The 12,933-nt window shown below is 58.1% G+C and carries 11 protein-coding genes and 2 pseudogenes; 11 read left to right on the plus strand and 2 right to left on the minus strand.

What is annotated here, in order from left to right; all coding sequences use genetic code 11:
* Positions 1-31 precede the first annotated feature (31 nt).
* The 3 genes from HPY71_01130 (at position 32) to HPY71_01140 (ending at position 2,727) form a co-directional block, all read left to right on the plus strand.
* Complete coding sequence (locus HPY71_01130) at positions 32-1,657, plus strand: polysaccharide biosynthesis protein (protein NPV52108.1); 1,626 nt, start codon at positions 32-34, stop codon at positions 1,655-1,657.
* Positions 1,658-1,788: 131 nt separating this feature from the next.
* Entirely contained in the window at positions 1,789-2,109 is a 321-nt protein-coding gene (locus HPY71_01135; protein NPV52109.1) for a hypothetical protein, read from the plus strand.
* A 216-nt stretch (positions 2,110-2,325) separates the two neighbouring features.
* Positions 2,326-2,727, plus strand: a complete 402-nt coding sequence (locus tag HPY71_01140) for a ParB N-terminal domain-containing protein (GenBank protein ID NPV52110.1) — start codon at positions 2,326-2,328, stop codon at positions 2,725-2,727.
* Here the strand turns inward: HPY71_01140 and HPY71_01145 are convergent.
* Positions 2,722-3,543, minus strand: coding sequence for a phospholipase (locus HPY71_01145; protein ID NPV52111.1), 822 nt, complete (start codon positions 3,541-3,543; stop codon positions 2,722-2,724). The genes HPY71_01140 and HPY71_01145 overlap by 6 nt on opposite strands.
* Positions 3,544-3,697: 154 nt before the next feature.
* On the opposite strand from HPY71_01145, the pseudogene HPY71_01150 reads away from it, so the two are divergent.
* The 8 genes and pseudogenes from HPY71_01150 to HPY71_01185 all read left to right on the plus strand — a co-directional run bounded on the left by HPY71_01150 (position 3,698) and on the right by HPY71_01185 (position 12,540).
* Positions 3,698-3,850: pseudogene (locus HPY71_01150) on the plus strand (4Fe-4S binding protein).
* Between the two features lie 6 nt (positions 3,851-3,856).
* Positions 3,857-4,024: pseudogene (locus HPY71_01155) on the plus strand (hypothetical protein).
* A gap of 63 nt (positions 4,025-4,087) precedes the next feature.
* The gene (locus HPY71_01160) at positions 4,088-5,071 is read left to right on the plus strand and encodes a sigma 54-interacting transcriptional regulator (GenBank protein NPV52112.1); all 984 of its coding nucleotides are present in this window, start codon (positions 4,088-4,090) and stop codon (positions 5,069-5,071) included.
* A gap of 381 nt (positions 5,072-5,452) precedes the next feature.
* A complete protein-coding gene (gene nuoE, locus HPY71_01165; GenBank protein ID NPV52113.1) occupies positions 5,453-5,947 on the plus strand; it encodes an NADH-quinone oxidoreductase subunit NuoE in 495 nt (164 codons plus the stop codon).
* Positions 5,948-6,119: 172 nt separating this feature from the next.
* The gene (locus tag HPY71_01170; GenBank protein NPV52114.1) at positions 6,120-6,602 is read left to right on the plus strand and encodes a (2Fe-2S) ferredoxin domain-containing protein; all 483 of its coding nucleotides are present in this window, start codon (positions 6,120-6,122) and stop codon (positions 6,600-6,602) included.
* 42 nt (positions 6,603-6,644) lie between these two features.
* Positions 6,645-9,692: an NADH-quinone oxidoreductase subunit NuoF gene (nuoF, locus tag HPY71_01175; GenBank protein ID NPV52115.1), complete on the plus strand. Its 3,048-nt coding sequence runs from the start codon at positions 6,645-6,647 to the stop codon at positions 9,690-9,692.
* A gap of 32 nt (positions 9,693-9,724) precedes the next feature.
* A complete protein-coding gene (locus HPY71_01180; protein ID NPV52116.1) occupies positions 9,725-11,455 on the plus strand; it encodes a 2Fe-2S iron-sulfur cluster binding domain-containing protein in 1,731 nt (576 codons plus the stop codon).
* A 224-nt stretch (positions 11,456-11,679) separates the two neighbouring features.
* Positions 11,680-12,540, plus strand: a complete 861-nt coding sequence (locus HPY71_01185; protein ID NPV52117.1) for a hypothetical protein — start codon at positions 11,680-11,682, stop codon at positions 12,538-12,540.
* Here HPY71_01185 and HPY71_01190 read toward each other — a convergent pair.
* A complete protein-coding gene (locus HPY71_01190) occupies positions 12,537-12,746 on the minus strand; it encodes a hypothetical protein (GenBank protein ID NPV52118.1) in 210 nt (69 codons plus the stop codon). The genes HPY71_01185 and HPY71_01190 overlap by 4 nt on opposite strands.
* Positions 12,747-12,933: the final 187 nt, after the last annotated feature.

The raw sequence follows: 12,933 nt of genomic DNA on the forward strand, positions 1-12,933 counted from the left end.
GTTCAGCGCTCGAGGGGTAGGTCGTATCCCTATGAGAGAGGAATCCATCGCCCGCGGGACCCTCGTCCTTACCGTAGCCAGCTTCTTTAACAGATTCGTCGGATTTGCGCTGAGAATACTGCTGATAAGAATTGTCGGGTCCGAGGGTATAGGCCTTTTTGTTCGCGCTTCCTCCGTATATGTATTCCTCCTTTCCTTTGCGAGCGCGGGCGTGCCTGTAGCCGTCGCAAAACTCATAGCCGAAGAGCGCGCGAGCCACCGGGCAGGGCCGGGGGATCCCCATGCTCGTCGCGCGGGTGCCCCGCTCCGGCTCATAGTGGACGTAGCGCTCGGTATAATTCTTGTAACCTGCATCATTATGACGATATTCTATATTCTCGCGGCGCGCTCTATCGCTGATTTCATCTTAAAGGACCCGAGGACCTATGCCGTGATGCTCTGCACCGCACCGGCGCTCCTGGTTGTTGGCATTGACTCTGCTTTTCGCGGGTGTTTCCAGGGGCTCCGCTGGATGGAACCTATTGCCCTCTCTCAGACCATTGAGAGAGTTGTATCAGCCATCGTATCGCTGTGCATGGCGTATATCCTGATAGCAAATGGCCTCGAAGCCGCCGCAGCTGGCATCTCGCTCGGCATGGTGGCGGGCGAGTCGGCTGGCCTCGCAACCCTTTTCATCTTCTACAGGCGTTACGTGAATCTTAACCAGAGCGTCCAGGGTTACGGTTCAGGAGGTGCCAGAGGCGCCAGGGGGAGAGAGGGAGGGCGGAACGGGGAGGAGGTTGACCTCTTCGGGCTTCTAGGCGATATATTCCGCATAGCGGTCCCCGTGGCGGTAGGACGCATAGCAGCCTCGGCGGCTCATATGATGAGCGCGTTCCTTATTCCCCTGAGGCTACAGGCGGGCGGGATGTCTCTCAGCAAGGCAACATCCTTGTATGGAGATTTTGCTGGTGTGGGACTTGCCCTCGTCTCATTTCCCACCATATTTACCATAGCCCTGAGCGCCAACCTGGTGCCAGCGGTCTCAAGCACGGCGGCCGAGAGGGACTATGTGAAAATGGCCCGTCAGGTAAGGGAGGCGGTCAGGGTCACCCTGATTACCGGTCTGCCCCTGTGCTCAATCTTCTACGCTCTCGCCAACCCCCTCTGCCGCATCGTTTTCAGCGCCCCCGAGGCGGGGCCTGTGTTGAGCGGGCTCGCGATAGGGGCGGTTTTCATGTATATCAGGATAACGACATCCAGCATCCTCCAGGGCCTCGGCATGGCTACGTTGTCAGTCGTGTCCTTCATCGCCGGTAGCCTCGCGGATTTCGTCCTGATTTATCTATTCGGTGCCGAACCCTTAATCGGCATCCACGCGGCGGTCATAGGCTTTGGCGCGGGCGCGGCGCTTAATTCCTGGATAAACCTTCGCGCCATATCACGGAAGCTCAACATGAGCTGGAACTGGCCGGGGATGATCTGGAGCCCGGTTGCAGGTTGCGCTATGCTGATCATTGCGCTCCCCGGTTTCTTCGAGGCCGTCTTCGAGGCTACGGGCAGCGAGATATCCGCCCTCGGCGTCTCGCTATTCGCCGCGATTGTCTTTTACGGGGCGATCCTGGTCGTAACGGGCGCCGTCCATATAAAGGCGGTCTGGATGGCGTTGCGGCGCTGACAGTTTTTTGCAATATGTAGGAGGAATGGAGCCGGCCCCGGAGAAATTAATCTGGAAGGATCAACATGGCATAGCAAGATTAACACAAGATTAACATGGGATAGCAGCAAGGTAGGGGGTTGATTGAGCCAGTGTCGGAGTCAATGCCGGAGCAAGATGTGTTTGAGGTGGACCTTTATGAATATGTCCAGGTGCTGTATAAACGCAAGGCCACGATCCTGGTGATATTTCTCGCCGCGACGCTTATGAGCGCGATTCTGAGCTGGTTTATCTTACCGCCGTCTTACGAGGCCAGGACCTCTCTTATGGTTGATACGCAATCTTTCGCTGGCCTCCCCGTTTGGGCCATTGATACCTATATAAACATTGCGAAGGGGGCTAAAGAGTTATCGCCTTCGGGCAGGAGTGGTTTGAGAGGTCCGCGGCGGAGCATAAGACGGACGACAGCATGAAAGCTGCCAGCCTTTAACCCCATCTGAAACTCCATCCTGACCTTTTGACCGTTAACGTCGTTTTAACAAAAGCTTTACACCCGGCCTCTTGAATTTTTCTCGGACCGGGTGTATAACATAATTGGAGTGGGTCAGCAGACGACCTGCAGGGACAATTATGATCCCGAGTTGCTATTGATACCGCCAAAAAATAAAAGAAATGGAGGTGAAGAAGATATGAGGAAATTCAACGTAATGCTCTTCGGCGACAGGGCCGGCCGGGTCAGGTCGTTTGACCAGGAGAAGTCGAAGTACAGGGCGCTCAATCAACGCTACGCGGGGGTCAGGCCCATAGAGGTCGACAAGATAGTCGGCAGCGTCGATCGCTGGGAGGAGCTCGACAGCAACTTCCAATGGAAGGGCCGGAAGGCCGATGAGAGAACCAGGCGCATCGAGGCCGCTCTCGAGAGGGGCGAGATCCTTCCACCGATCGAGGTATATGAGCTCGATGGGAAGTATTTCGTCGTCGATGGCCATCATAGAGTGGGCGCCGCCAAGAAGCTCGGCCAGGCTTACCTGGACGCCGATATAACCCAATTCTCGCCTGCCCAGGGCTATAGCGCTACCAGTTCGCTATAGCCCGGCAGGCGTTGGCAATGGCACTTCCAATGATCCTTCCACCTCATTCTCATTACCCTCATCGCTCCCCTCATGACTGTCAGCCTTTGATATCAAGTCCACAAGCTCGAAAAACATTGCCATAAACCCTGCAGTGGTCCTCTGGGCGCGCAGGAGGAGGACTTTGCTTGCAGCCCGGTAATCTGATTCGCAGGAGCCGTCAGAGACCTTCGGGTACATGCTGTATGCGATTAAGGCGTTGGATTTCACCCATTTGCCGGGGTCCTCTCCAAGGCCATACATCCCCTCGCCGGAGGCTGCATAGTCGGATTTGTGGCTGTCAGCCCAGGTTTCATACCTTTGATGCCCGTGAGTTATAATGGCGCGAGCGTGATGCGGGACGCATGAATCCTGTACTATGTGAAGCGCGGCTCCGAGCCAGAAGAAGCTCTGGTCCTGCCTCCCCGCACGCCACGCATCAAGGGAGCGCGCCAGGTGCCTGCGGCACTCAGTCACCGCGCTCGGCCAGCGCCAGAGGCCCCGGTTGGTGAAGGGGTTATAGTGGTGGCTTGCGTTTCTCCATCCCCGGTCGGCCCAATAGGTTCCTGAGGTAAGCTGCTCGAAGTTTCGTTTTAGGATATCCGCATACTGCCTGAAACCGTCGTTCTTGAGTGTTATAATACCCTGGACGTTACAGAAACGGTGGGTACCCCCTGCCCTATCCAGGAGTCGCTGCAGGGGTGTCCCCGCAACCTGCAGGATGCGCCCGATAGCGAGGCCTGAGTTATTCGCCAGCAGTTCCTTGAGCGAGGCCTGCCCTGGTCTTATCAGCTTCATGTGGTCTATTCGCCCCCTTGCCACCTCGACCATTATATCACAAAACCCGGCCTGGCGGCGCGCAGGTATTATAAATAAAGTTGCAGTAAGATTGTTCGGAATGTTATAATTGGCAGGGAGAAACCAGGGGGAGATTTGCGTGCGAGCGGGATCAGTGAGAACAATACCTGAAAGGTGTAAAGCCTGCGGTTCATGCGTGAGCGCATGCCCGAGTGGGGCGGTAGCTCTCGTTGGCCAGAGGGCGGTGGTTGATGGCTCGAGGTGCGAGGCATGCGGCAGGTGCATAGCGGCCTGCCCGAACAAGGCAAAAAAGATGGCCTTCCCTAATCCTGCGCCCGAGGACATCCGGAAGGCTCTTTCCCTCATGGGGAGGCTCGAAGCCAGGGACCAGCTTGATTGCGGGGCCTGTGGCTTCGCAACCTGTTGGGAAAAGGCCATATCCGTTCTGAGGGGATTGAGCTTGCCAGATGCCTGCCTGCCCTACGCCATTTCGGAGCGACAGAATACGACCCGGGCCGGGGCTTCCAGGCCGGGAGAGGGGGCCATGGGCGAGGTGGGATCAGGCTTCGATTCTGATGCATCAATCGTGGCTTATAGCGTGGAAATGGGCAAAGTCCTTCAGCTTGCGGATAAGGTGGCCAGCGTTAGCTCTACTGTGCTGGTGCTCGGCGAATCGGGCACCGGCAAGGAGGTTGTAGCAAGGTATATTCACCGGACAGGTTGCCGCAAGGCAGGGCCCTTCATCAAGATCAATTGCGGCGCCATACCCGAAACCCTGCTGGAGTCGGAGCTATTTGGTTACGAGACGGGTGCGTTTACAGGCGCGAAACGCGAGGGCAAGCCTGGCATGATCGAGCTTGCCACAGGTGGCACCCTTTTCCTGGACGAGATCTCGGAGCTCCCCGTCAACCTCCAGGTCAAGCTCCTGCAGGTGATCCAGGAGAGACAGCTCGTCCGGATCGGGGGTATCAGGCCTATAGAAGTTGACATCCGTATTATCGCTGCAACCAACCGTGACATCCAGGCTATGGTGCGTGAGGGAACCTTCAGGGCTGACCTGTTTTACCGGCTGAATGTCGTGCCGGTCAGGGTCCCGCCGCTCCGTGAACGCAGGGATGATATCGTGCCCCTTATATATCATTTTCTTAAAAGGTTTAACCGGAAATACCAGCGGGATATATGCGTATCAGAAGAGGCCAAGAACCTGATGCTGGCATATGATTGGCCCGGCAATGTGCGCGAGCTGGAGAACCTCATGGAGCGGCTGGTGGTCACCATCGATGCGCCGGCCATCCTGCCGTGCCACCTGCCCGATGAGATACAGGGAGAGGGGAGGGGGAGTGCCGAGCCCTGCGAGGGAACGGTCTATGTCAGGGGAATCCTGCCCCTCAAGGAGGCGACGGAAGAGGTTGAGCGCCAGATAATCGCCAGGGCGCTGGAGAGGAATGAAAGCACTTACCAGATCGCAAAGCTGCTGGGCGTCAACCAGTCGACGGTGGTGCGCAAGATCCAGAAGTATGCCAGGTGAATCAGACCGCCTGGACAACTTCGCCTGGATAGCCTGGCCTGTGGTAGGGGGAGGCGGGATAATGCATTCTTGCATTTTTAATGCACTGGGACATTGCCGGGGTCCGGCCCTGCCGGCTGGGGCGAAGTAGGACCGGGAAGGCTGCGTAATGCATATCAGCATCACGAAGGGGGAAGGGGCTGGCCCCTTGAGCACCCTGCCGCGAGATCCAGTGGAATCCTTGTGAAGGAATTCACAAGGATTCTGCGTTTCTACAGGTTGTCCTGGTCGCCCCCATGCCAACCTGGCATATTCCTTGCGTAATGAAAAGGGTGAGACTATGCGGACCTCTGGCTTTGCGGATTATTCAGGCAATCTATCAGGTAGGAGGGTTTGATCTACATGGCGTGCGAGGAGTGCAGGTGTTCAGAAGGGATCACGCAGGAGCAGTGGGGGAAGCTCGATGAGATCATTGCAAAACACAGGGGGAGACAGGGGGCGCTGATTCAAGTATTACATGAAGCTCAGGAATCAATCGGCTACCTGCCCAGGGAGGTCCAGGTGCGGGTGGCCGAGGGCCTCGATATCCCCCTCAGCGAGGTTTACAGTGTTGCAACCTTTTACGCCCTTTTTTCCCTGAAGCCCAAGGGGCGCCACCAGCTAAATGTCTGCAAGGGGACGGCGTGTTATGTCCGGGGTGCTGACAGGATCCTTGAAAAGCTTGAAGACACGCTTGGCATTAAAGAGGGCGATACGACAAGTGACGGGAAGTTCTCCATTGAAGTTGTACGATGCATGGGGGCGTGCGGCCTCGGGCCTGTTATAAGGGTGGATGATGATATCTATGCCAGGTTGAAGCCGGATAAGGTCCCGGAGATTCTCAAGAAATACGAATAGGGGGCATAAAGCGGGGCGGCGATAGGCAGCGATGCGATACACGAGCCAGGGCAGGAAGAGCCAGCGTTGACGAGAGCCAGCTCAGCTGGGCCGGTTTGGTGCCTTTAAGGCAGGAAAAAGGCAAGGAATAAGGCAGCAATCCTCCAGACAGAACAATTTGGGGGTGTGATCCATGTCAGGGTCTGTGCGGCGTATCAAGTCTCTCGAGGAGCTCAGGATCATCAAGGAAAAGGCCCGGAGGTCAATGGGGGTTGTGGCGGGCTGGCCGTCTGTGGTGGGGCCGGAACAGAGGACGCTCCATGGCGGCACCAGCAGCACCAGCGGCGCCCCGGCGGCCAGGCCGGGTCGCGCCGGGACCAGGGTTACAATCCGGCTCGGCTCGTGCAGCATAGCGATGGGCGCAGACAGGGTGCTGAAGGCGATTGTCAAAGAGCTCTATAGCAGGGGTATCTGGGATGTATCGGTGAAGAAGACGGGGTGCCCCGGACTATGCGAGGGGGAGCCCTTTGTGGATGTGGAGCGGCCCGGCTGCCCCAGGGCCACCTACGCCTATGTGACCCCCGATATGGCCCGTCGCATAGTCGCCCAGCACATCGTGAATGGTTCAATTGTTTCAGAATGGCTGGTTCAAAACACCCCTCTCGCGGGGGAATGATCTATGATGGGAATTAGCGTAGACTAAGGAGGAGAGCCCTATATGGATTTCTTTAGAGCACACGTTCTTGTTTGCGGCGGGGCTGCATGCATCTCATCCGGGTGCAGGGACGTTCAGGAGGCCTTTGTTGAGGCGTTGAAGGAACACGGCCTCGATAAGGAAATAAAGATCGTAACTACAGGGTGTATGGGGCCCTGCGACCTCGGGCCCCTGGCGATAGTGTATCCCGAGGGCGTGCTTTACCGGAAACTCAGGCCGGCGGACGCCAGGGAGATCGTTGAGGAACACCTGCTCAAGGGCCGCACGGTCAAGAGGCTTCTCTACGAGGAGCCGGCTACCGGTGAAGTTGTGCCAACCTACAACGAGATGAGCTTTTTCAACCGCCAGGTGAGGATAGCGCTGCGCAACACCGGCAAGATCAACCCCCTCCTCATCGAGGAGTATATAGCGCTTGACGGCTACGCGGCGCTCGCCAGGGTCCTCTCCGAGATGACGCCACAGGAGGTCATCGACGTTGTTAAACGTTCGGGCCTCAGGGGCCGCGGCGGCGGCGGATTCCCGACCGGGCTCAAGTGGGAGTTCACGGCGAAGGCGCGCTCGGACCAGAAATACGTGGTGTGCAACGCCGATGAGGGCGACCCCGGGGCGTTCATGGACAGGAGCGTCCTGGAGGGCGACCCGCACAGCATTATAGAGGCCATGGCGATAGCGGGCTATGCCGTGGGCGCAAATCAGGGCTATATCTACGTCAGGGCTGAGTACCCCCTGGCGATAAAGCACCTGGATCACGCGATAAAGCAGGCGAGGGATTACGGGCTGCTCGGGAAGGATATCTTCGGCAAGGGCTTCGATTTTGATGTAGAGATCCGGGTGGGCGCCGGCGCCTTCGTCTGCGGCGAGGAGACCGCGCTTCTGGCTTCGATCGAGGGGCGCAGGGGTGAGCCGAGGCCGAGGCCGCCGTTCCCCGCAAATGAGGGGCTCTGGGGCAAGCCGACCCTGATCAATAACGTCGAGACATACGCCAATATCCCGGTGATAATCCTGAAGGGGCCCGAGTGGTTCGCCAGCATTGGGACTGAGAAGAGCAAGGGGACCAAGGTGTTTGCCCTGGCCGGGAAGATCAATAACACCGGCCTCGTGGAGGTTCCCATGGGGATGTCCCTCGGCGAAATCATCTTTGATATCGGCGGCGGCATCCCGGGGGGCAAGAAGTTCAAGGCGGCCCAGACCGGCGGCCCGTCCGGCGGGTGCATCCCCAAGGAGTATTTGAACGTCCCGGTGGATTATGATTCGCTCAAGGAGCTCGGAACCATCATGGGGTCGGGCGGTCTCATCATTATGGACGAGGATACGTGCATGGTGGACCTGGCCAAGTTCTTCCTGGAATTTACCCAGGACGAGTCCTGCGGTAAGTGCGCGCCGTGCCGGATCGGGACCAAGCGCATGCTCGAGATCCTCACGCGGATAACGCGCGGTGAGGGCCGCGAAGGCGATGTCGAGCGGCTTATCAAGCTCGGGCAATGGATCAAGGAGACGGCCCTGTGCGGGCTGGGCCAGACCGCTCCGAATCCGGTGCTGACCACGATCCGCTATTTCAGGGACGAGTACGATGCGCACATACGCGACAAGAAATGCCCTGCCTCGGTGTGCGCGAGCCTATTCGAATCGGCCTGTCAAAACGCATGCCCCGCGGAGGTGGATGTGCCGCGGTATATCAGCCTGATCAGGCAGGGGAGATACGGCGAGGCGGTGGCGCTCATCAAGGAGAAGAACCCGCTGCCTGCGGTGTGCGGCAGAGTCTGCAATCACCCGTGCGAGTCGAAGTGCAGGAGGGGACAGCTCGATAGCCCCGTTGCGATTTGCGATCTCAAGCGGTTCGCTGCTGATTGGGAGCTTGAACACCCGCTCCCTGTCGAGGCTCCCACGAAGCGGAAGGGTGCCAAAGTTGCAATCATAGGTTCCGGGCCTGCAGGCTTGTCCGCAGCGTATTACCTGGCGAAGCTCGGCTACGTCGTTACTATCTTTGAAGCCCTGCCTGTGGCGGGCGGGATGCTGGCTGTTGGGATACCCGAATACAGGCTTCCCAGGGATATCCTGCGCGCCGAGATCAGGGCCATAGAGGCGCTCGGGGTGGAGATCAGGACAGGCGTGGAGGTCGGCAGGGATATAACCCTGGACGAGATCAAGCGGCAGGGCTACGGCGCCGTATTTGTAGCGGTTGGAGCTAGCAAAGGCCAGGAGCTCGGCGTGCCGGGCGAAGACCTCGCAGGGGTGATGAATGCCCTCACGTTCCTGCGCCAGGTGAATCTCGGCCAGGAGGTGGAGGTCGGGGATAAGGTTGCTGTAATAGGTGGGGGCAATGCCGCAATCGATGCCGCGCGGACAGCATTGAGGCTTGGCGCCAGCGAGGTTCACATCATATACAGGAGGACGCGCGAGGAGATGCCCGCTGAGAAGGGTGAGATCGAGGAGGCTGGGCGCGAGGGCGTGAAGATTCATTACCTCCTCGCTCCTTCTGAGATCATCGGCAAGGATGGGCGCGTTGCGCGCATGGAATGCATCCGTATGACCCTCGGCGAGTTTGATAGGAGCGGCAGGCGGAAGCCGGTGCCTGTAGAGGGCTCGAAGTTCGTAATAGATGTGGATACTGTCATACCCGCTGTGAGCCAGGCCCCGGACTTGTCCTTCCTGGCGGGCCTGGAGGGCCCGGGAGGTATCGATGTCACGAAGTGGTCGACGGTCGTGGCTGACCCCCAGACGCTCGCGACCGGCGCGCCCGGGATCTTCGCGGGCGGCGATTGTGTCACAGGGCCGGATACGGTGATCCAGGCTATAGCGGCGGGGAGGAAGGCGGCAATAGCCATTGATAAGTACCTCGGGGGAGACGGTGTTATCGAGACTCACCCGGATCTCGGAAGGGAGCTCGCCGGCGAGCTTATTGAACACGAAATGGCAAGACGAGTACCGCGCGTCCTTCCCATTGAGAAACGGTGTTGCAATTTTGATGAAGTGGTGCTCGGGTTGACGGAGGCGGCGGCCGTCGAGGAAGCCAGCCGGTGCCTGAGATGCGATTTCAAGGAGCAGAACTGAAGTTGAAGTTGAGGACAGGAGTGTGAAATTCAATGGATTTGGTGACCTTGACCATTGATGGGCAGAGAGTCCAGGTTCCCCGCGGCACCACGATACTGGAGGCTGCCGGGGCTGCTGGAGTTGATATACCCACCCTTTGTTACTTGAAGGATATAAATGTCGTCGGGTCGTGCCGCGTGTGCGTTGTTGAGGTTGAGGGGGCCAAGTCCCTGCAGGCGTCCTGCGTGACCCCGGTGGGCGAGGGAATGGTCGTGCGGACCAACACGCCGGCCGTCAGGGAGGCCCGGAGGACAGTGCTTGAGCTGATCCTCTCCAACCACCCGTTTGAGTGCCTGACCTGCGTGCGCAACGGCAACTGCGAGCTCCAGGCGCTCGCTAACCGCTTCGGGATCCGGGATGTGGGGTACACCGGGGAGCGCGCGACCTTCGCGAGGGATGAGTCCACGCCGGCCATCGTGCGCGATCCCAACAAGTGTATCCTCTGCAGGAGATGCATGAGCGTTTGCTCCAAGGTGCAGACGGCTTTTGCGCTGGCTCCGAATGGACGCGGCTTCAATTCCATGATCGCACCGGCGTTCTTCGATGAGCTCTCGAATGTGGCCTGCGCTCAGTGCGGGCAGTGCGTCCTGGTGTGCCCTACGGGCGCGCTGAGCGAGAAGGATTCCACCCGGGAGGTTTGGGATGCCCTTGCTGATCCCAGGAAACACGTGGTGGTCCAGACCGCGCCAGCGGTGCGCGCGACCGTCGGGGAGGAATGCGGCCTGCCGGCGGGGACCCTCGTCACGGGTAATCTCGTGGCCGCCCTTCGCAGGCTGGGGTTCGACCGGGTCTTTGATACGGACTTCACGGCCGACCTCACGATCATGGAGGAGGGCCACGAGCTGATAGAGCGGGTCGAGCACGGCGGCCGGCTGCCGATGATCACATCGTGCAGCCCGGGCTGGATAAAGTTCATAGAGCACTTCTACCCAGAGCTGTTGCCGCACCTCTCTACGTGCAAATCACCGCAGCAGATGTTCGGGGCGCTGGCCAAGACCTATTATGCCGAGAAGAGCGGCATCGATCCCAAGGATATCTTCGTCGTCTCGATTATGCCATGTACCGCAAAGAAATTCGAGGCTAAACGGCCCGAGATGACCTCGAGCGGGTATCCCGACGTAGATGCGGTTCTGACCAGCCGCGAGCTGGGGCGGATGATCAGGGAGGCCGGCATAGACCTTGGAGCGATAGAGCCTGAGGATTATGACCTCCCGCTCGGCATCTCCACCGGCGCTGGGGTCATCTTCGGGGCGACAGGCGGCGTTATGGAAGCGGCCCTGCGGACGGTCTACGAGGTCGTGACTGGTAAGGAGCTTGCCAATGTTGACTTTGAGGATGTGAGGGGGCTCGCCGGCGTCAAGGAAGCCTCTGTTGACCTGGCGGGGCTTAACGCCAAGGTGGCCGTGGCGCATGGCCTTGGAAATGCGCGTAAGCTTCTGGATAAGGTGAAGAAAGGGGAGGCGCCCTACCATTTCATTGAGATCATGTGCTGCCCGGGCGGCTGCATCGGCGGTGGAGGCCAGCCCATACCGACTAATGACGAAATCCGGGCCAGGCGCATCGACGCGATCTACAGGGAGGACCGGGGGATGAAGCTCCGGAAGTCTCATGAGAACCCCGTGGTCCAGGAGCTTTACAGGGAGTTCCTGGGTAAGCCTCTTGGCCATAAGTCACATGAGCTGCTTCACACGCGATATACGGCACGCCCGAGGTATGCAGTCTGATTAGTCTTTATAGCTCACATTGGGCGGTGCACCTCTATCCCACTCCACACACATCACGTGGCAGAGTAGCAGCGGAGTATCCTGCGGAGGGGGGTGAGCGAGCAGACCTACTTGCTCACCCCCCTCCCCCCGCCAGCAAAAGACCCTGCACTGCATTTTTGCCTTTGCATTTTTCCCGCCGAAGAGTTACAATCTAAACGAGACAGTCACCAGGAAACTGCCTGGTGAAAAGCTTGGGGGGCGTGGCGGTGAAGCGGCCAGGGTTCCCGGTTCTTGCCTTTCTTTGTTGCACATTGTTACTGTTGATCATGTCATCAGGGCTTTATTTGACTCAGTTGCCTCAGTTACCTTCATCCCGGTCAGCCCTGGTGGTTGCTGCTATTCCATATGTAGACAGGCATGTGAATAGGGCTGAGGCGTCCTCGGGTTTCATTCTCAAACTTGCGCCCAAGCCCGGCGAGACCCTGGATTATACCGTGTTGATAAGCGAAACGCTTTATAGTGATGGGAGGAGGTCCACGACCCTCTACCGCGAGGCTATGCGGATTGAGGTCGTCCCATTTGGCGAGGACAAGTTCAAACAGACGGTATCCTGCACAGGCACCGCCACAGTTGATGGGTCCTCCGTGAGGCAGCTCTCGCCCATCAGGTACAGCATCATCAGCCGCCGGGATGGCAGGGTTCTCCAGGTTGAGGGCCTGCGCCCCTGGGATTCGCGCCTCATGGAGACGATCTGGCTCACCCAGGTTATGCTGGATAACGGCCCGGTGAAGCCGGGGGACTCGTGGGCCATCAACGAGGAAACCTACAGCACCGCTGACGGCAAGCCGTGGTTTGAGCGGCGCGAGTATATCTATAAAGGTATGGAGAATGTCGATGGCATAGACAGCTTCCGCATTGATTTCACGATCTCCCGGAGTGGCCGCAGGTCTGACGGGTCATCCACCTACCTCGGCAAGGGTTCCTTTTATATACAGGATGGCAGAGTTTTAAAATTCGACAGCTCAGAGGTGATTTCGGTCAGTGGCAAGGGTCAGGATAATAAGGCTATAACCATGGTGCAGGTCACCCTGAAGAAAGACTAAACAACTATTGCAACGGTCACTGTATTATTGGGATTGATTGAGACGAGGACGTCTTTTATATATTCTTTATTTACGACCTCGCCCGCTTTTTCACGTGCCAGTTCCATCACCTGGCCGATCGTCGGCGGTGAGGCAGAGCCCGAGCAGTCACCATCATTTAGGGAGAGAGTTATGAGGAGAACGCCTTTTGTCTCTGTTATACGCATACCCAATATCCCCCTTCCTCGACCTGGCAGGTAATTTATTCTACATACAGATAGTTTTTCCTTCAATTGATAAAGGAGAAAGTTTATTAATTTTCTGATTGATTTGCCGTGCTGGGGCAGGGGGAGGCATATGTGGAGCCAGGGCGAAATATAAAAACAAGGGAATGAGGCCGGCATGAAAGGATCG

The organism is Bacillota bacterium (assembly GCA_013178125.1).
Taxonomy (GTDB): Bacteria; Bacillota; SHA-98; order Ch115; family JABLXJ01; genus JABLXL01.